General features: G+C 53.6%; 20 protein-coding genes. 17 read left to right on the top strand and 3 right to left on the bottom strand.

Features of this window, described 5'->3' with window-relative positions; genetic code table 11:
• The 5 genes from RAL90_RS00775 to RAL90_RS00795 all read left to right on the top strand — a co-directional run bounded on the left by RAL90_RS00775 (position 1) and on the right by RAL90_RS00795 (position 5,258).
• Positions 1 to 435, top strand: coding sequence for a nuclear transport factor 2 family protein (locus RAL90_RS00775; protein WP_306252630.1), 435 nt, complete (start codon positions 1 to 3; stop codon positions 433 to 435).
• Positions 436 to 600: 165 nt separating this feature from the next.
• Complete coding sequence (locus tag RAL90_RS00780) at positions 601 to 1,947, top strand: MBL fold metallo-hydrolase (RefSeq protein ID WP_306252631.1); 1,347 nt, start codon at positions 601 to 603, stop codon at positions 1,945 to 1,947.
• Between the two features lie 115 nt (positions 1,948 to 2,062).
• Entirely contained in the window at positions 2,063 to 3,667 is a 1,605-nt protein-coding gene (locus RAL90_RS00785; RefSeq protein WP_306252632.1) for a DUF2793 domain-containing protein, read from the top strand.
• Positions 3,668 to 3,876: 209 nt separating this feature from the next.
• Positions 3,877 to 4,455, top strand: a complete 579-nt coding sequence (locus RAL90_RS00790) for a hypothetical protein (RefSeq protein WP_306252633.1) — start codon at positions 3,877 to 3,879, stop codon at positions 4,453 to 4,455.
• A 443-nt stretch (positions 4,456 to 4,898) separates the two neighbouring features.
• Positions 4,899 to 5,258, top strand: coding sequence for a helix-turn-helix domain-containing protein (locus tag RAL90_RS00795; protein WP_306252634.1), 360 nt, complete (start codon positions 4,899 to 4,901; stop codon positions 5,256 to 5,258).
• A gap of 12 nt (positions 5,259 to 5,270) precedes the next feature.
• Here the strand turns inward: RAL90_RS00795 and RAL90_RS00800 are convergent, their stop codons facing one another.
• Positions 5,271 to 6,104, bottom strand: a complete 834-nt coding sequence (locus tag RAL90_RS00800; protein WP_306249540.1) for an IS5 family transposase — start codon at positions 6,102 to 6,104, stop codon at positions 5,271 to 5,273.
• Between the two features lie 724 nt (positions 6,105 to 6,828).
• On the opposite strand from RAL90_RS00800, the gene RAL90_RS00805 reads away from it, so the two are divergent.
• Positions 6,829 to 7,125, top strand: coding sequence for a LysM peptidoglycan-binding domain-containing protein (locus RAL90_RS00805; protein WP_306252635.1), 297 nt, complete (start codon positions 6,829 to 6,831; stop codon positions 7,123 to 7,125).
• Here RAL90_RS00805 and RAL90_RS00810 read toward each other — a convergent pair.
• Positions 7,122 to 7,775 (bottom strand): hypothetical protein, encoded by a 654-nt coding sequence (locus tag RAL90_RS00810; RefSeq protein ID WP_306252636.1) that lies wholly within the window; start codon positions 7,773 to 7,775, stop codon positions 7,122 to 7,124. The genes RAL90_RS00805 and RAL90_RS00810 overlap by 4 nt on opposite strands.
• Before the next feature lie 369 nt (positions 7,776 to 8,144).
• Here RAL90_RS00810 and RAL90_RS00815 point away from each other — a divergent pair, with 369 nt between their 5' ends.
• The 3 genes from RAL90_RS00815 (at position 8,145) to RAL90_RS00825 (ending at position 11,356) form a co-directional block, all read left to right on the top strand.
• Positions 8,145 to 8,978 (top strand): IS5 family transposase, encoded by an 834-nt coding sequence (locus tag RAL90_RS00815; RefSeq protein WP_306249540.1) that lies wholly within the window; start codon positions 8,145 to 8,147, stop codon positions 8,976 to 8,978.
• A gap of 447 nt (positions 8,979 to 9,425) precedes the next feature.
• Complete coding sequence (locus RAL90_RS00820; protein ID WP_306252637.1) at positions 9,426 to 9,938, top strand: DUF1697 domain-containing protein; 513 nt, start codon at positions 9,426 to 9,428, stop codon at positions 9,936 to 9,938.
• A gap of 119 nt (positions 9,939 to 10,057) precedes the next feature.
• Positions 10,058 to 11,356: a serine hydrolase gene (locus tag RAL90_RS00825; RefSeq protein ID WP_306252638.1), complete on the top strand. Its 1,299-nt coding sequence runs from the start codon at positions 10,058 to 10,060 to the stop codon at positions 11,354 to 11,356.
• 6 nt (positions 11,357 to 11,362) lie between these two features.
• Here the strand turns inward: RAL90_RS00825 and RAL90_RS00830 are convergent, their stop codons facing one another.
• Positions 11,363 to 12,169 (bottom strand): inositol monophosphatase family protein, encoded by an 807-nt coding sequence (locus RAL90_RS00830; protein ID WP_306252639.1) that lies wholly within the window; start codon positions 12,167 to 12,169, stop codon positions 11,363 to 11,365.
• Positions 12,170 to 12,254: 85 nt separating this feature from the next.
• Between RAL90_RS00830 and RAL90_RS00835 the strand changes: the two genes are divergently transcribed.
• Genes RAL90_RS00835 through hisIE form a run of 8 tightly spaced genes read left to right on the top strand, consistent with a single transcriptional unit; the run spans position 12,255 to position 19,117 of the window.
• Positions 12,255 to 12,581 (top strand): YerC/YecD family TrpR-related protein, encoded by a 327-nt coding sequence (locus tag RAL90_RS00835; RefSeq protein ID WP_306252640.1) that lies wholly within the window; start codon positions 12,255 to 12,257, stop codon positions 12,579 to 12,581.
• Positions 12,578 to 13,468 (top strand): ATP phosphoribosyltransferase, encoded by an 891-nt coding sequence (gene hisG / locus RAL90_RS00840; RefSeq protein ID WP_306252641.1) that lies wholly within the window; start codon positions 12,578 to 12,580, stop codon positions 13,466 to 13,468. The genes RAL90_RS00835 and hisG overlap by 4 nt, the downstream gene beginning before the upstream one ends.
• Before the next feature lie 6 nt (positions 13,469 to 13,474).
• Positions 13,475 to 14,785: a histidinol dehydrogenase gene (gene hisD / locus RAL90_RS00845; RefSeq protein ID WP_306252642.1), complete on the top strand. Its 1,311-nt coding sequence runs from the start codon at positions 13,475 to 13,477 to the stop codon at positions 14,783 to 14,785.
• Positions 14,782 to 16,434, top strand: a complete 1,653-nt coding sequence (gene hisC / locus RAL90_RS00850) for a histidinol-phosphate transaminase (RefSeq protein ID WP_306252643.1) — start codon at positions 14,782 to 14,784, stop codon at positions 16,432 to 16,434. The genes hisD and hisC overlap by 4 nt, the downstream gene beginning before the upstream one ends.
• A complete protein-coding gene (gene hisH / locus RAL90_RS00855; RefSeq protein WP_306252644.1) occupies positions 16,431 to 17,033 on the top strand; it encodes an imidazole glycerol phosphate synthase subunit HisH in 603 nt (200 codons plus the stop codon). Before hisC ends, hisH begins: the two co-directional genes overlap by 4 nt.
• Positions 17,027 to 17,758 (top strand): 1-(5-phosphoribosyl)-5-[(5-phosphoribosylamino)methylideneamino]imidazole-4-carboxamide isomerase, encoded by a 732-nt coding sequence (gene hisA / locus RAL90_RS00860; protein ID WP_306252645.1) that lies wholly within the window; start codon positions 17,027 to 17,029, stop codon positions 17,756 to 17,758. Before hisH ends, hisA begins: the two co-directional genes overlap by 7 nt.
• Positions 17,745 to 18,512 carry an imidazole glycerol phosphate synthase subunit HisF gene (gene hisF, locus RAL90_RS00865; protein ID WP_306252646.1) on the top strand — a complete coding sequence of 256 codons (768 nt, stop codon included), beginning with the start codon at positions 17,745 to 17,747 and terminating at the stop codon, positions 18,510 to 18,512. The genes hisA and hisF overlap by 14 nt, the downstream gene beginning before the upstream one ends.
• Positions 18,488 to 19,117: a bifunctional phosphoribosyl-AMP cyclohydrolase/phosphoribosyl-ATP diphosphatase HisIE gene (gene hisIE / locus RAL90_RS00870; protein ID WP_306252647.1), complete on the top strand. Its 630-nt coding sequence runs from the start codon at positions 18,488 to 18,490 to the stop codon at positions 19,115 to 19,117. Before hisF ends, hisIE begins: the two co-directional genes overlap by 25 nt.
• Positions 19,118 to 19,123: the final 6 nt, after the last annotated feature.

The raw sequence follows: 19,123 nt of genomic DNA on the forward strand, positions 1-19,123 counted from the left end.
ATGGTGCAGGCAATCCGCAACTATATCGATTTTCTGGCCCGTAGCGGTGAAGACAATATCTCGGAGCTGAAAGAGTATTGTACGGAAGATATTCATTTCCGTGATCCTTTCAACGATGTGCATCAGGTGGCTCATTTTGTGGCGATCATGGAAGAGAGCTATGAGACTCTGTCTGATGTCAGCTTCGAGATCATAGAGGAATTCTGGTCTGAAAATGCGGCCGTGATAAAGTGGCATTTCTACTTCCGCATGAAACCCGACGCTGAGCGCGAAACAATTACCGGCCTCAGTGAAATCCGCAGTGACGGTGAAAAAGTCAGCGCGCATCTTGATTACTGGGATTCCGGCGAGCGCATCTATGCGCGTATCCCGGTGCTCGGATTTTTCGTCAGGCAGGTCCGAAAGCGTGTATCCGCCGGTCTCGATGCAAATTGAGGCTGTTTTTTCGCGCTCTTACTGAAAAATGCGGGCATTTACTTTCCGGCACCTGTGATGCAGGTCACTCTGGACCCGTCACTCTTGACCCTATTCTTGCATCACGGGGAACAGTGAAGCGCAATGGGTCATATTGGTATGTGCCGGCGCAGCGGGTGAAGAGTAATGTTTGTAAAGTTCTGGGGCACCAGAGGGTCATTGCCGAAGTCAGGTCCGGGCACCATCCGATATGGTGGGAACACGTCCTGCGTGGAAGTGCGCACCAGCCGTGACACGCTGGTGATGATCGACTGTGGCTCCGGGGCGCACGCGCTGGGCCAGGATATTCTGAAGCGACCTGACATGCCCAAGCGCGGGCACATACTGATCAGTCATACCCACTGGGATCATATTCAGGGCTTCCCGTTTTTTGCCCCGTTGTTTATTCCTGGCATGGAGTGGGATATTTACGGCCCGCGCGGTGTCGGCAAATCCTTGCAGGAAGCGCTGGCCGGCCAGATGCAGTACACGTATTTTCCTGTCAGCCTTGATAATATGATGGCCACCATCAGGTTTCATGATCTGGTGGAAGGGCAGTTCGAGATTGACGACGTCACCGTTCACACGCGGTATCTCAACCATCCAGCCCTCACCCTGGCCTATCGTCTGGAAGCTGATGGCAGTTCCGTATCCTATGCCTGCGATCATGAGCCGCACAGCCATGACCTTGCCGTGGGAGAAGGCTCTGTCTGCGGCCCTGACATGGCTCATGCGGAGTTTCTCGCCTATTCCGACCTTGTGATTCACGACGCGCAGTACACGCCGGACGAATATCGCAAAAAGGTTGGCTGGGGGCACAGCACCCCGGGCTATGCCGCGCGCATTTGTACACATGCCGGTGTGGGGCAACTGGCGCTCACCCATCACGACCCGGTCAGTGTCGATGAAGATATTGACGGGATGTTGGCAACCTGCCGCAAAAATGATCTGAAGCCGTCTGACAAACTGAAGGTCATTGCCGCCGGCGATCAGCTTGCGGTGGAATTGCCGCGTCGGCTCAAGCGGAAAACACCGTCACGCGAACAGCGCTCGGCGCTGGCACCGGCGCAAACGCCGGCAGCAGGATCGGTCATGCTGCTCGTTCATGACCCTGACCGGCTGCATGTTTTTGAACAGGCGCTCAAGGCAGAAGACCTGCCCACGGCTGTGCCGGCTGACCGGCAGGAGCTGGAAGAAAAAATCAGGAGTGAAAAGCCGGCGCTTGTTGTCATCTCGGAAGATGCTTTCGCAGAAGGCTGGCGCGACCTTGACGACTGGCTCGGCAGCGTCGCCGAAGATATCCCAGTATTGCTACTGGGTGATGCCAGCCAGCTCACAACCGACCTGCCGGAAAATGCTGAATGGCTGATCGCGCCGTTTACCAACGAATATCTGCGCACCCGGCTGCAATCCGCAATCCTGCGGGCGTCCAACCGGGATATGCCAAAGGCGAAACAGGGCTGGACCCGGAAGTTTCTGTCACGCAGCAGCTGAGTCTCCCCCTCATTCGCGAAGTGAAAGGTCAGTCTTTTCAATAGGTTGACCAAACTTATGTGCCCCTCTCCAGCAGGGTCTATGGTGTGCGCCCCTCAAAATCAGGAGCGCCAACATGCCCGAGAAAACAACACGCCTTGGTCTGCCTTATGTGATGGCAGGCCAGGCCCAGAAACACATCACCGTCAATGAGACTTTCCAGCTTCTGGATACGCTGGTGCAGCTCAGTTGCCGGTCGCAGACGACGCTGACAGAGCCGCCCAGCCCGCAAAATGGCGACTGTTACATCCTGCCGGCTGACAGAACAGGGGCCAACTGGTCTGCCATGGAAGAAGGGATGATTGCCGCTTATCTCGACAATTTCTGGCAGGCCTTGCCAGCCCAGCCGGGTATGCGTGCCTGGATTGAGGATAGTGCCCGGCTTGTTGTCTTCGATGGCACCAGCTGGTCGGAACTAACCCCGACACCGGAGACGCTGGACCAGCTTGGCATCAACACTTCTGCCGATGCGACCAACCGGTTCAGCGTGAAGGCAGACGCTGCGTTGCTGTCCCATGATGATGTCACGCCCGGCACCGGTGATGCCCGGCAGATCATCAACAAGGCAGGCAGCGCCAACACAGCTTCGGTCCTGTTCCAGTCAGGATTTTCCGGCAGGGCGGAATTTGGCCTGACTGGCGACGATGATTTTCACCTCAAAGTCAGTGACGACGGCAGCAACTTTGTTGATGCCCTGATCATCGACAGCAGCAGCGGTTATGCGGGCTTCGGCGGCGCGCCCGATTGCCCGATAGACCTGAAAAACGGTGCGGATGCGAAAATCGGGGGCCATATCGGTATTGGCGGTGCCAATCCGGGGCCATCCTATGCGATCAATGCATCAGCAGCCGGTTTTGGCATTGGCGGCGCCTCTGTTCTGCGCAGCTCGGCAGGCGTTCTGCGCATCGGGGAAAGTGGCGGCTTCAGCGAAGCCTGGATCGCCCCCGGCTTTGGGGCGACCTGCCGCGTCGTCAAAGATGTGGGGATATATGTAAAAGGGGCTGCCTTGCCGCAGACGGACGATGTTTATGATCTTGGCGCCGCCGCCCAGCGCTGGGATGATGTCTATGCAACCAATGCAACCATTCAGACATCAGATGAAAGACTGAAAAAAGACGTGACGGACCTGCCTTATGGCCTGGCGCTGGTCAATGCCTTGCGCCCGGTCCAGTTTCGCTGGCGCGACCGCACACTGACGGCTGAAACCCAGATCGTCGAGCGCGCGGAATATGAAACCCGCCTCGAACAGCGTGTGGTGAAAAAGCCGGTCCTGCAGGCGGGTAAATATGTCCTGAAAGACGTGACAGAGGCGAGACAGGTGCCGGTCTTTGATGAGCATCCCCTATATGCTGCGGATGGTGAACCAGTGCTCTCCCCGGCGGGGAAGCCGGTCATGCACAATGTGCCGCGCATTCGAAAAATTCAGGAGGAAATGGAGCTGACGCCGGCGCGTCATATCGAAGGCCGCCGCCTGCATTTTGGTCTGGTCGCACAGGAGGTAGAGGCGCTGCTGGCGCGTGAGGATATCGCCAGCTCGGATTTCGCCGCCTTCATCCATGACCAGGCAGCAGATGTCTACGGGATGCGCTACGGGGAGTTGATCCCGGTACTGCTGAAAGCGGTGCAGGAACTCTCCCAACAGCTGGAGGAGATCAAAACCCAAAATGCAGAAGTCATCTGATGTGGCCCCGGGCCTAAGGCGGCACTTTGGCCGGTTGTTGCCGCGCTCTGGCATCACATCCAATGACTTAAAACGCCCTGAAAAGGGCGCTGGTAAAGTTTGTTGCCAGACGGAAAGCCTGCGCCAAACTGCGGCTGTCAATTTCTTCTTGACGAACTATATTTGTCAATGCTATATTGACAATATTCCAATCACTTAAGGAGACGATTATGGACATCACCAAAGAAAAAGAGCTTAGAGATAGAGTCGCCGATTTTATTCTAAACTGGCATACGGATGGTGACCCGCAAGCTTTGGAGAGTGCCACCTCTGATGACTTCTCTCGCCTAATAGTTGAGGCCTATATTGCCGCTGATGAGTCAAACAAATCTCTCAAGCAATGGGTTCAGTCCGGGCGCAGGGCAGGATTAAGTTGGGCGGATGTCGGCACATTGCTCGGCATTAGTCGGCAAGCCGCGCAACAGCGTTTCTCTATTGAGCCCAATGCAACTTATTCTGATGAGCCAAATTTTGACCCTCTGGATCGTACGCGTATTATGCGCACAGGCGTCACCTCTTTTAACGAAGTGGAAGTCTTGAGAGAGGAAGGGGCGAAAGGTCGAAAAGTTGTTGGCGCAACTTGGCTAAAGTTATATTTTACTCAAACAGACGCCCCTGTGGAGAATATCCGGGTTGTCTCGTTAAGGGGCCCAAGCTTGACCCGAGAGTATGAAAATGCCGGATGGACCCATGCCCTTACATGGTTTCCCTATCGGTATTTCACGCGCCCTTTAACTGAAAAATTATGATATGTAAGCATTTCGTCGAACAGTGTTCTCAGATATTCAGAAAACCTGTAGAATCATATTCGCAATACGAACGGCCGCATCTGGCTCGCTATAGCCGAAAACTGAGCGTCTTAAATCGTCCCTTTGTGTCATCAGCAGATCAAAAATCTGGCCGACGACCCCGTAGGCACAAGCGGTCGAAATCCATTCGGCGTTCAGGACTTCTCGGCGCAATGTTCGGTTGAACAGTTCATTGCAACACTCTGCGGGCCTGACTGGAAAGATCATGAAAAACGTCGGACTAGGCTCAGAATAATGTCTGAAATCAGGTATTTGGCGGCACGGTGGCGGCTTTCTGGCGGGTATCTGTCACCTTAATGGCGTGGCGCATTGCTGGAGTTGCGCCCATATTGGCCCTGGTCAATCACAGGGTACACGCCCGGTCAGAAATAAGGATTTTAAGTATGGCGTTCAAAGCAGATGCAGCGAAGATCAAAAGGTGGCGGGAGGAACGGCACTGGTCGCAGGAACATTTGGCTGAGCTTGCGGGAATAGGACTGCGAACCATCCAAAGAATTGAGAATGGTGAAAAGGCGTCGCAGGAGTCTGTCGTTGCTCTGGCCGCCGCCTTTGACGTTGACGCCATGGCTCTATCAGTCGATTCCGAAGAGGAGGCGCGCAAAGCTGCCGAACGCAAAGCTGAAGAAGCTGAGGCTGGCATGCGCCTGAACTTTTACCTACACGTCGCAAGCTTTTTGGGTGTCTTGGCTATATTTGGCTTCCTCGCACTGATCTCAGGGGACCTGGAACTTCTAAGAGTCTGAATCAAAAGTCTTTCATATGAAACATGCTCTTGCCAGTCGTCTTGTTGCGATACGGATGTGAGCCATGAATAGCCATGCGATAGCTGAGGTCCAGCATCGTTCCCAATCCTTGGCGAGACGGCGTGATCGCCCTAACCATGCGAATGTGCGTTCTACGACCCATCGCCGGGGCAGGACTTTAAAGCCTTTCATTTTATCGGATCGCTTGATGATTTCCATCCGGAATGGACCGACTTTTTTAAGTTTGCGCTTTAGCTTATCTCCCGCATAGCCACCATCGGCAAAGATATGGCGAAGCCATGGAAATTTGTCTCGCGCTTCCATCAACACCGCTGGTGCGCCGTCGCGATCCTGTACATCCGCGGCATGCACAAGTGCTGTCACCAGAAAGCCTTCCGTATCCGTCAGAATATGCCGCTTGCGGCCTTTTATATTTTTGCCCGCGTCAAAGCCAGTAATACCGCCACTTTCTGTGGTTTTAACCGACTGGCTATCGATCACACCTGCGCTGGGGTGTGGGCTTCTGCCGTGTGCTTCGCGGCATTCAAACAGCAGGCGGTGATTGATCTTTTCCAGCAATCTGTCATCACGCCACCAATAAAAATATTTCTGAACCGTCGAAAAAGGCGGGAAATCCCTTGGTAACATGCGCCATTGGCAGCCAGTAGACGCGATATACAACAAGGCGTTCATGATCTCCCGCATCGGCCACTTGCGAGGACGCCCCATCCGATTTGGAAGAGGTATTTCAGGTTCAATCAAAGCCCATTCGTCGTCCGTCAGATCACTTGCATAGCGCAGGAAACTGCGGTCATAATATGTGCGGGTGGTTTCATTCCAACTCATCTGATCCTCCGTGTCTTAAGCAAACAAAGAGAATCATAAGTCGTTGAAATCACCCAGATACTTTTGGATCAGGCTCTTAGTTTTGGCGGCATGCTGGATATAAAAAGGAATAGTCAATGATGGTGAATCGAGAGTATACGAAAGAATCTCTTTTATTTTCAGTGTATATGTTAATATACAATAATTTAATGGTCTATTTTGCATTTTTATTTTATTTTATTTTATTTTCCGTATTGTAACGGGGGAAGGTTCATATAATTTGATTTTCACTCAGTGGCTACTGGTTCAGTCCGGTACCGCTTTATTTACCGTAATTAAAGTAGTGGTTCTTTCCAAAAATTTCACTTCTGAGATTTTTAAAGTTGAACTTCGCGGAACATGGAGTTTTTCGAAGGGGGAAATTTCGCTTTTCTTGTTTTTTATTGTTTTGGGAACTATACTACTGATAGCCAATTTAATTAATGAAATCAATAAAATTGATAATATATTTATGCTAATTACTGCTGTAAATTTATTGATATTTTTATTATTTTTTTTGGTATTCTGGAGTCGAAATAATTATATCTCAAAAAAGCGGAGAGAGATTGAGTAATTTTTTCTCGCTCATGCATGGCTAGAAGCTTTATTCACAAAACTTACAGTTGGTTAATTTGAGAGTCTAAGCCCATAAATTTATTCGTATCTTGAGGCAAAGCCTGCATAAAATCTGTTTGGCGGCAAGCAGATGGGCTATGTGGGGAATAACGGCACCCTGCATACGGATTATGAAGAGTCTATAGATCTGCGCACGGAAACGCTGGGCACCGGGGCGTTCCGTAATGGTAATACCAACGGCATTGCTCATGCGGACTTCGACCAGAACTATAACCCGATCAACTCTTACAATCAGGGCTCTGTCCACGGCGCCTATACCGTCCGGGCAGGGGACACGATGGGCTCCATCGCGGCCAGCCTCTGGGGGGATGCATCCCTCTGGTACAAGCTGGCGGAAGCCAATGGCCATGGCGGTGATCTCGTTTAACAGGTCGGTTGTTGCGGCTGGCATTTTGCGCGCGGCTTTTGCCTGACGGCGGCGTTCGGCCCGGCTGAGATTTTTTTCAGGCTGAGGCAGGGCAAGGCGTCCTCTTGTGCGGCGGCGGCTGGCTGTGCTGAGGCCGATTGCGGCGGTTTTGCCCCTGTAACGGGGATGGCTGCCTCTAATATGTCATTGCCGGGCGTGGTGGTCCGGTGAGATTTTTTTGTGGGCGCCGTGGTATTGGCGTGCACTTTGTCGCTGGCGCGGGTGTCTGGGTCTTTTGCCTCTGCCATGTCCGTTGCGTCTGCTGCATCTGCGTCATCTGCTGGGGCGGGTGTACAGGTTCGCTGGTTGTACACGGCCATCGCCTCGGCAATGGTGACTTTCAACCCCATGTCTTTTTTCAGGGCTTCGAGTTTCTCGTAAGAGCGGATCTGGCTGGCCACGAGGCGGACCTGATCCTGCAACAGGCGCACGCGCTTTTCCTGCGGGTTGAACAGGCTGCGTTGATCGGCGATCTGCATGGTCAGGCTGTCGAGGGCTGTCTGCAGGTTGGTGATGCGGGACTGGGGCGTGAGCAGAAGGTCCCGGCCGTGGCTGAGTGGGGCTGATGCTTTTGCCGGGGCGGGCGCTGATGCCGTTGCTGATGCGGTCATGGGGAGGTCTCCTTTTTTTTTGGGGCGCGAAATGCGCCGGGAGACCCAGACTAAAGGCTGACAAAGGGGGGCCCATAGATTGTAATGTTTACGCTGACAACATGGGGGCTGAAGGGGGGCTGAGTGCGGCAAGAGGCTGAAATGGGGGCTGGCCGAGAGACATCTCGGCTATTGCCTGGGTGCCGAGGGTCACGCTTTGCCAAATTTGCGCTCATGCCTTCCCGTCAGCTGGATGAAAAAAACCGAAATGCCGTGAACCACGAGAGGCAAGGCAAAAAAGAGCGTGATCTTTAGAGCCTGATCCAAAAGTATCTGGGTGATTTCAACGACTTATGATTCTCTTTGTTTGCTTAAGACACGGAGGATCAGATGAGTTGGAATGAAACCACCCGCACATATTATGACCGCAGTTTCCTGCGCTATGCAAGTGATCTGACGGACGACGAATGGGCTTTGATTGAACCTGAAATACCTCTTCCAAATCGGATGGGGCGTCCTCGCAAGTGGCCGATGCGGGAGATCATGAACGCCTTGTTGTATATCGCGTCTACTGGCTGCCAATGGCGCATGTTACCAAGGGATTTCCCGCCTTTTTCGACGGTTCAGAAATATTTTTATTGGTGGCGTGATGACAGATTGCTGGAAAAGATCAATCACCGCCTGCTGTTTGAATGCCGCGAAGCACACGGCAGAAGCCCACACCCCAGCGCAGGTGTGATCGATAGCCAGTCGGTTAAAACCACAGAAAGTGGCGGTATTACTGGCTTTGACGCGGGCAAAAATATAAAAGGCCGCAAGCGGCATATTCTGACGGATACGGAAGGCTTTCTGGTGACAGCACTTGTGCATGCCGCGGATGTACAGGATCGCGACGGCGCACCAGCGGTGTTGATGGAAGCGCGAGACAAATTTCCATGGCTTCGCCATATCTTTGCCGATGGTGGCTATGCGGGAGATAAGCTAAAGCGCAAACTTAAAAAAGTCGGTCCATTCCGGATGGAAATCATCAAGCGATCCGATAAAATGAAAGGCTTTAAAGTCCTGCCCCGGCGATGGGTCGTAGAACGCACATTCGCATGGTTAGGGCGATCACGCCGTCTCGCCAAGGATTGGGAACGATGCTGGACCTCAGCTATCGCATGGCTATTCATGGCTCACATCCGTATCGCAACAAGACGACTGGCAAGAGCATGTTTCATATGAAAGACTTTTGATTCAGACTCTAAATGCAATTGCATTTGCAAGTGTAGAATAAGCGAATTGAATTCTACCGCCAGGTCCTGAGCCTAATTTGTTCCAAAAGCATGAAACAAGAAGCAGATATCAGCACTGAGATTGCGAATATGAAACCAAAGATCACACCGAACCCTTGGAAGGCGGATACGCTATTCCAATCGAAGTAGAAATGAAGATAGACTACGAGCGGAGCATAAATGCCCCAGACCAATCCTAAGGGTACGATCAAAACGGGATGCGTGACGGCTGCCTTAAGAACTGAGCTGAATAAACTGCTCGCATTTTTGACACTATCAAACATGCTGTGATGATAGGCATATTGTGTTGTGATTCAAGCGACTGCCTTTAACAAGCAGCTGTCATTGTCTCAACGAACGGCTTCTGCAACAGGCGCTGGTCAGATATTGTGTTTGGATGAAAACCCTTATCGCTCTCCTGCGCGCCGTCAATGTCGGCGGAACTGGCAAAATGCCGATGGCCGATCTTCGTCACTTGGCGGAAGAAGTCGGTTTCCATGAGGTTCGCACATATATCCAATCGGGCAATCTGATTTTTGCGACAAAAAAAACACCTTCCGATGCGAAACTGCTTCTGGAACAGAAGCTGGACAGCTACGCAGCAAAGCCTGTTGGCGTTATTGTCCGCACGGCGCAGGAGATGAAGCAAGTTCTCGAAGCTAACCCCTTTCCTGACGCAGAGCCAAGCAAGGTGGGGGTCCTCTTCCTGGACCACGCGCCGCCGCCGGACATAATCGAAACGGCCAAAGGTCAAGCCGATGAAGTGATCCAACCCGGGAAGCGGGAGGTCTATGTTCACTATCCATCAGGCATGGGGCGAACGAAACTGCGATTGACCGCCGCGTCGCAGGGCACAGTGCGCAACATCAACACGGTCAGCAAGCTCGTGAAGATGGCGACTGACGCATAGGGTAATACGGGCTCAATGCAGACTGACCTAGAACCGGCCTGGAGACCATCTTGCTTTACCATATCAACTATGGCTGACTGAGTGGCGAAGAAGATAAGAACCATATGGGGGAGTGCGCCATGCACCTGAAATTCCTGTCCTGTCTCATGAGCGCCGTTCTGGCACTCCTGCTTGTGGCCTGTTCCGGCCAGCACACCACAGTCGAGGTCCGTAAGGGCGCGCAATCCGGACTGGATATCTCCACTGAGCGACTGGCTCAGATTGAGGAGAAACTGCAGGCCGAAGTTGAGGCCGGCATCCGCTCCGGCTTTGTCGTCATGATCAATCAGGGCGGGGAAACAGTTTATGAGACGGCAGTCGGCCTGGCTGATATCGAGCAGTCAAAGCCGATGACACAGGAGACGCAGTTCCGGATTGCCAGCATGACCAAGCCGGTAACCTCCCTCGCGATCATGATGCTGGTGGAGCGCGGCGACCTGTTGCTGACCGATCCGGTCGCACGATACATCCCGTCTTTCGAAGGTCTTAAGGTTGCCACATCACATAACTATAATGAGGACGGTGTGATCCCGACAGAGCCGTTACAGCGGCCACTGACCATCCACCAGCTCCTGACCCATACGTCAGGGCTTGGCTACATTTTCGATTTCAGTACGGACCTTGGCAAGGAGATGATTGCCGGGAGCCTGTACACCCTTGAGGGTGATCTGGGCGCGCGCATTGATGCGCTTGCAGACTTCCCCCTGTACAGTCAACCGGGAACTGAATGGCGCTATTCCTATGCGACAGATGTGGCCGGGCGGGTGATTGAAGTTGTGTCCGGCAAATCACTGGATGCGTTTCTGGCAGAAGAGATTTTCCTGCCTCTGGGCATGGAGGATACAGGGTTCTTTCTGGGGCAGGATGATTTTTCCGATCTGGCAATGGTCTACATTTTCAATGAAGCCGGAGAAATGGTTCTGCCGGGTCGCCGGGGCAATAACCCTGATCCGAATACAGACAGTCCGGCCTGGCCGTCTGGCGGCGGTGGGCTGGTCTCGACAGCGCGGGACTATATGCGTTTTGCCCAATTATTGCTGAACGGTGGAGAGCTGGACGGTGTGCGGCTTTTATCGCCCGCGACGGTAGAGTTGATGATGTCACCGCATGTCACGCAGGAAGCATTGCTGGGCTCTTTCATGAAACCCGGCGAAAACTTTGGCCTTGGCGGGCGCGTGGTGCTGGAGCCGGGATTTGCCGGGCGTGTTCAGGCACCCGGAGAATTTGGCTGGGGCGGATATTACGATACCGTGTTCTTCGTCAACCCGGCCTATGATCTTGCGGCGATTGTTCTGGCACAGCGCGAGCCCGGGCCGTATGCGCCAGAGTCACGCGCGCAAGGTATCGTTAAGGCGACAGCCTATGGCGCGCTCGAATAGGGCGCGTCAGTCAGTCCTGTGCTGACGGATGATCTCGATCACCTGATCGTGCAGCTTTTCGTTGCCGCAGGCAACAGCATCGTAGAATATTTCCTCAGTATGGGGACATATATAGTCAAGGCGATCACCCCTCAGGTCTGACAGAACACCCCCTGCCTGTGTCACCACAGGCAGGAGAGCGGCAATATCATGCCGGGCAAGGCCGCGCTCAATAATCAGATCAATATGGCCAGCCGCCAGCAGGCCATAGGCATAGGCGTCCCCGCCATAGGACGTGATCCAGCAGCGGTCAGATATCTCAGCCAGAACGCGCTCCAGACCATTGTCAAACATGCCCGGCGCTGTGGTGCTGAAGCGGCTGTCAGCAAGGTCTTGCGTGTGACTGGTCACGCAAGTCGAGCCGTTCAACAGGGTCGGGCGCCCCGCCACAGCCAGCCAGCGTTGACCGGTGACCGGCTGGTCGACCAGCCCGAGTATCGGCTTGCCATCCCGGCATAAGGCCATCAGCGTCGCGAATACCGGCTTGCCACAGGAAAAGGCGATGGTGCCGTCGATCGGATCAAGTATCCACTCGTAACGACTGTTGCCGGCTGAGTAGCCTTCTTCCTCACCATAGACAGCATGATCCGGCAGGGCCTCGCGCAGAATTTGCCGGATCACCTGCTCGGCGCGCGTGTCTGCCTCCGTCACGATGGGGGACGCGGCCAGTTTTCGCTCTGCTGAAACCGGCGTGAGATAATATGCGCGGATCAACGCGCCTGCGGCATCAACGGCCTGTTCAGCCACGTGAATAAAACGGTCAAAATCATCCATTGGGGGCTTGCCTTGCGGTTGTATTTCTGTATTAACGCGATAACACAGTGGTTCACTCACATCCAGTGCTCAGGCAGACACGAATATGGCAGTACCCAAAAAAACCAAAACGGCAATGGCCGTGCCACCCGGCAGCGAAGATGCGCTGTACAGCAGCCTCGCCAGCATTGAAAGCGCTGATGAAGCGCAACGCTTCATCGCCGACCTCTGTACGCCCGGAGAGATCAGAGCGCTGTCAGAGCGGTGGCACGTAGCCCGTCTTCTCAATGAGACCGACCTTTCCTATCGGGAAATCCATCAGGAAACCGGGGTCAGCACGACAACAATCGCCCGCGTTGCGCGATTTCTGAACAATGAGCCACATCAGGGATATCGCCTGATGCTGGAGCGAATGAAGGATGACAACACATGACAGACCAGGAGCAACGCCTGCGCATTGCGGTCCAGAAGAAAGGCCAGTTGGCCGATAAAAGCCTGCAGCTTTTCGAGCAGGCCGGGCTGAAAATTACGCGTGGCGCCAATGATCTTCTCTACAGGGCAGAAAATTTTCCAGCGGATTTTCTGCGGGTGCGCGATGATGATATTCCGCAATTCGTGGCAAGCGGTGCCTGCGCCCTCGGCATTGTGGGGGAAAACGTCCTGCAGGAAGACTGGCCGGAAATAGAAGCAGGGGCGGTGGATGTTTCGCGGCCTCTCGGGTTTGGTCACTGTACACTGAAAATTGCTGTGCCGAACGAGATGGATTATGTCAGCCCGGCAGACCTCAACGGGGTCAGCATTGCCACGTCCTACCCGGTGCTTTTGAAAAATTATCTCGCGCAAAACGGTGTTTCAGCCGGTGTTGTGGAGATGTCCGGTGCGGTGGAAGTTGCCCCGAGGCTGAAAGTGGCTGACGTTGTCTGTGACCTGGTTTCCACCGGACAGACGCTGGCTGCCAATGGCCTGCGGGCCGTTGAAACGGTTATGAAAAGTGAAGCGGTGCTGATCCGGCACACAGGCCGGAAAACGCTTTATCCGGAAGACTTGCTTGCCCGTCTGTTGCGCCGTGTTGACGGTGTTCTGGCAACGCGTGAAACCAAATATATCATGATGAATGCGCCGGAATCCGCACTCGATGACATTATCGAGATTCTGCCAGGTGCTGGTGCGCCCACCGTTACACCTCTTGCAGGCAAACCGGGGCAGGTTGCTATTCACGCCGTCTGTCAGGAGTCGGTGTTTTGGGAAACACTGGAGCGCCTCAAGGCAGCAGGCAGTTCAGCGATCCTGGTACTGCCTATTGAAAAGATGATGTTGTAGGACCTGATGATGCAGCTATTGAAATGGTCGGAATTGTCAGACGAGTCGCGTATCGCAGCCCTGGCAAGGCCGGAAAGCCGCCAGTCGGCGTCTGTAACTGATGTGGTGCGGACGGTATTTGAAGCCGTTACGCAGGAAGGTGATGCAGCCGTGGCGCGCTTTGCGCAGGAATTTGACGGCTTTGCGCCGCGCCGGCTTGAGCTGACCGAGCGCGTTGTGGCTGCTGCGCGCAACAGCGTCGACCAGGCTGATTATGAAGCCTTGCAGGCTGCTGCCCGTAACATTGAAATGTTTCACAAGGCAGAGCCAGTTGATGGATATGAAACAGATATTGCGCCGGGTCTGCGGTGCGCGCGGGTGATGCGTCCCTTGCGCGCCGTTGGCCTCTATGTCCCTGGTGGCACAGCGCCTTTATTCTCGACACTTCTCATGCTGGCCATTCCAGCGCTTATTGCCGGGGTTGATGAAATCATCATCTGTACACCGCCAGACAAAAACGGAAATGTTCACCCTTTTATCATTCTGGCAGCGGCCGTTTGCAGAATTCCTGCCATCTATGTTGTGGGTGGTACGCAGGCTGTTGCAGCATTATCAACCGGGACAGACATGATCCCAAAAGTGGATATCATTGCAGGCCCCGGCAATGCATATGTAACAGCCGCCAAGACCTATGCAGCTTCACTGCCAGACGGGCCTGTGATCGATATGCCGGCAGGACCAAGTGAATTGATGGTGATTGCGGACGATACAGCTGACCCGGGAATTGTGGCAGCGGACCTCTTGAGCCAGGCGGAGCATGATGTGATGGCGCAGGTCGTGCTGGTGACGACAAGTGATGAGTTGATTGCCGCCGTGCAGGTCGAGTTGGAGCGCCAGCTTCAGACATTGCCGCGCGCGGAAATCGCCCGCGAAGCTCTTGGCAATGGAAAAATAATTCTTGTCCAGGGAATTCAGGAGGCAGTGTCAATATCAAATCAGTACGCGCCGGAACACCTTTCGCTGAACACCCATGCGGCAGATAAACTGGTCGACATGATCAGCACAGCCGGAACAGTTTTTGTCGGGGGGTGGGCAGCAGAAACTTTTGGTGATTATGCGGCAGGCCCTAGCCATGTTCTGCCAACAGATGGCGCAGCGCGTAAATGGAGCGGTGTCTGTGTCGCGACATTCCTGCGGTCGATGACAGTGCAGCAGGTCACGCAAGCTGGCATTCAGGGCCTGGCGGAAACATCAGCACGCCTTGCCCGCCTTGAAGGGCTGGAAGCACATGCGCGGGCAGCAGATATACGGCTTGCCACGTTGGGAGGGCTGACATGACCTCTCTCGCACAAAGGCTGGCGCGGCCGGAGATACTGGCGCTTGAGCCATATCAGACCGCGTATGATGAGAATGACCGTGCGCAGGCGATCAAACTGGATGCAAACGAAAATCCTTATACGCCATTACTGACGGATTCACTGGCCGCGAGCGTTAATCGGTATCCGGAGCCGCAGCCCGATAGGCTATTGGCAAGACTGGCTTCATTATATCAGGTCGACAAGCGGAACATCATTGTCGGACGGGGGGCTGATGAAGCGATTGAACTACTGATACGTGCGTTCTGCAGGCCATCAGAGGATGCGGTTCTCGTTTGTCCGCCGACATTCAGCTATTACGAAACGGTTGCGCAAATTCAGGGCGCCCGCGTGCTACAGACACCTCTGAATAATGATTTCAGTATTCAAAAGGATGAGATCATCGCGGCCGGTGTCAGTGAAGAAAATCTGAAACTGATTTTCCTTTGCTCCCCTATGAATCCCACAGGCAACAGCATACCACCTGAGGATATACTGGATATATGCAGCAAGCTGACGGATAGTCTGATTGTTCTTGATGAGGCTTATATAGAGTTTTCGGAACAGGACAGTCTTTCATCACATCTGCCTCAGACAGATAACCTTGTTATCCTGCGTACACTGTCCAAGGCCTACGGCCTAGCAGGCGCAAGATGTGGATGTGCGCTTGCACACCCTGACGTGATTGATGTTCTGCGCCGCATCATGCCGCCTTATCCCCTATCTTCGCTGACGGAAGAGGCAGTGATGCAGGCCATCTCGCCTTTCATGATGCCGCTGGCGAATGAGCGTGTGCGCGAGATACTGGCGCAGCGGGAGAGGCTGATGACCTCTTTGCCGTTGGCAGAAGACATATGTGACGTGTACCCGAGCGATGCGAATGCCATTTTTGTGCGTGTTACAGATTCAGACAGCTTCCAGCAGAAAATGGACAGGGCAGGCATAAAAGTACGCCGCCGTGAAAATGTCTTTAAGGGCGGCTTTCGCATCACAGTCGGGACGCCTGCTGAAAATGATACTCTTTTGTCTGTTCTTGGCGTTTTCAAATCGGCGGAAAAGTCACGGGCTGCCGAAAAAATACGCAAAACCAAAGAGACACAGATTGCCTGCCGTATTGACCTTGATGAGTCTGGCAGGATCGAGATTGAAACCGGGATCGGTTTTTTTGATCATATGCTGGAGCAGGTCGCGCGACATGGTGGCTTTTCTCTGAGTCTGGTTTGCAAGGGTGACCTTGAAATAGACGCGCATCACACGCTTGAAGACTGTATGCTGACTTTTGGGGAATGCCTGAAATCCGCCTTGGGCGATAAAAGGGGCATTGGCCGGTTTGGGTTTCTGCTACCGATGGATGAAACAGAAGCGCAGGTCAGCCTCGACCTTGGCGGGCGGCCGTACAGCGTCTTTACGGGCGCTTTTTCTGCAACTCATATCGGTGCGTACCCTACTGAAATGACGGCGCACCTATTCCGGTCCTTTGCGGACAGTCTTGGCGCGTCCGTGCATGTTTCTGTGAGGGGTGAAAACGATCATCACAAAACGGAAGCCTGTTTCAAGGCGTTGGGCCGTGCCTTGCGCATGGCTGTGCGCCGGGAGGGAAGCGATATTCCCAGCACAAAAGGTGTGTTGTGAGCAGTGTAACCCTGATTGACATGAACTGCGGCAATATTGCCTCTGTTGAGTTTGCGCTAGATCGATTGGGTGTTCATCATGTGCGCACACAGTCAGTAGAAGGTATTGCGTCAGCGGAAAGATTGATTTTGCCCGGTGTTGGCACTGCCGGTTTTGCCATGTCGCAACTGCACCGTCTTGACCTGGTAACAGCACTGAAGACTGCAAGGCAACCGATCATGGGTATTTGCCTCGGTATGCAACTTCTGTTTGAAGACTCTGAAGAGGGGCATACGCCCTGTCTTGGCCTGCTGGAAGGAAAAGTGGCGCGTCTGTCAGGGAGTGCGCAGTTACCTGTGCCGCATATGGGCTGGTCAACTCTTGATATATGCCAGCCGGATAATAGACTTGTCGCGACTGTACAGGCGCGGTCATTCGCCTATTTTGTGCACAGTTATGCCTGCCCTGTTTCTGAGGCAACAGTTGCGTCGGTTGACTATGGACGCGCATGTGCAGCAATCGTTCAGTCCAGGAATGTTTATGGGTGTCAATTTCACCCGGAACGCTCCAGTTCTGTCGGTGCTCAAATTCTTGAAAATTTCATGAGCGTACCATGCTGATTTATCCTGCTATTGATCTTATCGACGGTAAATGTGTTCGACTGGCTCAAGGCAGTTTTGATGCAGTCACGCATTATGATGACAAGCCAGCTGACCGGCTTGCTGCGTTCGTGCGGGACGGGGCAAGGCAGGTTCATATTGTCGACCTTGATGGTGCGAGATCAGGCGCGCCTGTTCAGCATCAGCTGATCGGGAATCTGGCCACGTCAGCTGGTGTTATTGTTCAGGCTGCTGGCGGGGTGCGAACCGAGGCTCATGTGGCGTCATTACTAGACAGCGGCGTCAGCCGGGTTGTTATTGGCAGCCTGGCAGTGCTCGATAAGGACAGGGTTCTTCAATGGCTTGAAAAATACGGGGGTGAGAAGTTTACCATTTCTCTTGATGTCAAAATTCAGGATGACGAGCCAATTATCGCCACCCATGGTTGGGAAAAATCTTCCGGGGAAATCCTCTGGGATACTTTGTCCTTGTACGCTGCAGCAGGCTTGCAGCATTTACTGGTTACGGATGTGGCGCGTGATGGCATGTTGTCCGGACCTAATCTGGAACTCATGACCTCAATCATTAGGCGCTTCCCGAATGTCAGCTTACAGGCATCTGGCGGGGTAGGGACCCTTGAAGATATCGTCTCTTTGAAAGAAGCCGGTGCCACGGCAGCCATTGTTGGCAAGGCGATCTATGAGGGTAGGTTCACGCTGCCGGAGGCGATCAATGCTGGCGCGTAGGATTATTCCGTGTCTGGATGTTCGGGACGGGAAAGTTGTCAAGGGTATCCAGTTTCGCGATCATCAGGTTGTGGGCGATATTGTTGACTGTGCCCTGCGCTACCGTGATGAAGGCGCTGATGAGCTGGTTCTCTATGATATTACAGCTAGTCCGGAGAAGCGCAGTGTCGATGTCGCCTGGGTGCGGGATGTGGCGCGGGTGATTGATATTCCGTTTTCCGTAGCTGGCGGTATCAGAACCAGTGAGCAGGCGCGTGCTGTGCTTGATAATGGTGCTGACAAGATATCGGTCAATTCACCGGCCTTGGAAAATCCTGACTTTATAGATGAACTGGTCGACATTTTTGGATCGCAGTGTATCGTTATTGGCGTGGATTCTCTGGAAGAAAATGGTCACTATTACGTCCATCAGTACACGGGGAGCCCGGATTCTATGGTGCGCACACGCCGCCTGATGATTGATTGGATCAGGGAGGCTGAGGCGCGCGGTGCTGGCGAGATTGTCTTGAACTGCATGAATCAGGACGGCGTGCGGCAAGGCTATGATACCAGGCAATTATCCATGGCGCGGCGTGAGCTGACGATCCCCCTTGTCGCTTCTGGTGGTGCGGGGTCAATGCAACACTTTCAAACCGTCTTTGAAGTGGCTGATGTCAGCGGCGCACTTGCAGCCAGTGTCTTCCACAAGAATGTCATACACATACAGGAACTGAAGAAGGAGCTTGCTTCATGCGGCCTCGCGATGCGGATATAGATGTTCAGGGTCTTGACTGGCAGAAAAGCAATGGCTTGATTCCCGCCATCATTCAGGATGCTGATACGCTGCAGGTTCTTATGCTCGGTTACATGAACAGGGAATCTCTGGAGAAGACACACGCCAGTGGCCTGGTGACTTTCTTTAGTCGGTCACGTCAGGCGCTGTGGCAGAAGGGCGAAACCTCCGGCAATACGCTGACAGTTGTGTCTGTCAAAATGGATTGCGACAAAGACACGCTTCTGGTTCTGGCCCGTCGAAATGGGCCTGTCTGCCATCTGGGAACACGCAGCTGCTTTGCTGACGGAGAAGCGCCCGGTATCGGTTTTCTGGCAGAATTGGAGCAGGTCGTAAGCGATCGTCGATCAGCAGCACCGGACAGTAGCTACACGGCAAAACTATTTGCAGCCGGTAAAAAACGTATCGCGCAGAAAGTAGGGGAAGAGGGGGTTGAGACGGCTTTGGCCGGTGCCGCCGGTGACAGGGATGAGTTGAAGGAAGAGGCCGCTGATCTACTATATCACCTGACAGTGCTGCTGCAGGCCAACGATATGTTGTTGTCAGATGTGCTGTCTGTTCTGCGTACACGTCATCAAAAAACCTGACTGGCC

Source organism: Parvularcula sp. IMCC14364 (assembly GCF_030758415.1).
In the GTDB taxonomy this organism is placed as follows: domain Bacteria; phylum Pseudomonadota; class Alphaproteobacteria; order Caulobacterales; family Parvularculaceae; genus Aquisalinus.

Excerpts from the sequence above, each read along its gene's own strand:
- RAL90_RS00775 (WP_306252630.1), top strand. The coding sequence starts at position 1 with ATGGTGCAGGCAATCCGCAACTATATCGATTTTCTGGCCCGTAGCGGT.
- RAL90_RS00780 (WP_306252631.1), top strand. The coding sequence starts at position 601 with ATGTTTGTAAAGTTCTGGGGCACCAGAGGGTCATTGCCGAAGTCAGGT.
- RAL90_RS00785 (WP_306252632.1), top strand. The coding sequence starts at position 2,063 with ATGCCCGAGAAAACAACACGCCTTGGTCTGCCTTATGTGATGGCAGGC.
- RAL90_RS00790 (WP_306252633.1), top strand. The coding sequence starts at position 3,877 with ATGGACATCACCAAAGAAAAAGAGCTTAGAGATAGAGTCGCCGATTTT.
- RAL90_RS00795 (WP_306252634.1), top strand. The coding sequence starts at position 4,899 with ATGGCGTTCAAAGCAGATGCAGCGAAGATCAAAAGGTGGCGGGAGGAA.
- RAL90_RS00800 (WP_306249540.1), bottom strand. The coding sequence starts at position 6,104 with ATGAGTTGGAATGAAACCACCCGCACATATTATGACCGCAGTTTCCTG.
- RAL90_RS00805 (WP_306252635.1), top strand. The coding sequence starts at position 6,829 with ATGGGCTATGTGGGGAATAACGGCACCCTGCATACGGATTATGAAGAG.
- RAL90_RS00810 (WP_306252636.1), bottom strand. The coding sequence starts at position 7,775 with ATGACCGCATCAGCAACGGCATCAGCGCCCGCCCCGGCAAAAGCATCA.
- RAL90_RS00815 (WP_306249540.1), top strand. The coding sequence starts at position 8,145 with ATGAGTTGGAATGAAACCACCCGCACATATTATGACCGCAGTTTCCTG.
- RAL90_RS00820 (WP_306252637.1), top strand. The coding sequence starts at position 9,426 with ATGAAAACCCTTATCGCTCTCCTGCGCGCCGTCAATGTCGGCGGAACT.
- RAL90_RS00825 (WP_306252638.1), top strand. The coding sequence starts at position 10,058 with ATGCACCTGAAATTCCTGTCCTGTCTCATGAGCGCCGTTCTGGCACTC.
- RAL90_RS00830 (WP_306252639.1), bottom strand. The coding sequence starts at position 12,169 with ATGGATGATTTTGACCGTTTTATTCACGTGGCTGAACAGGCCGTTGAT.
- RAL90_RS00835 (WP_306252640.1), top strand. The coding sequence starts at position 12,255 with ATGGCAGTACCCAAAAAAACCAAAACGGCAATGGCCGTGCCACCCGGC.
- hisG (WP_306252641.1), top strand. The coding sequence starts at position 12,578 with ATGACAGACCAGGAGCAACGCCTGCGCATTGCGGTCCAGAAGAAAGGC.
- hisD (WP_306252642.1), top strand. The coding sequence starts at position 13,475 with ATGATGCAGCTATTGAAATGGTCGGAATTGTCAGACGAGTCGCGTATC.
- hisC (WP_306252643.1), top strand. The coding sequence starts at position 14,782 with ATGACCTCTCTCGCACAAAGGCTGGCGCGGCCGGAGATACTGGCGCTT.
- hisA (WP_306252645.1), top strand. The coding sequence starts at position 17,027 with ATGCTGATTTATCCTGCTATTGATCTTATCGACGGTAAATGTGTTCGA.
- hisF (WP_306252646.1), top strand. The coding sequence starts at position 17,745 with ATGCTGGCGCGTAGGATTATTCCGTGTCTGGATGTTCGGGACGGGAAA.
- hisIE (WP_306252647.1), top strand. The coding sequence starts at position 18,488 with ATGCGGCCTCGCGATGCGGATATAGATGTTCAGGGTCTTGACTGGCAG.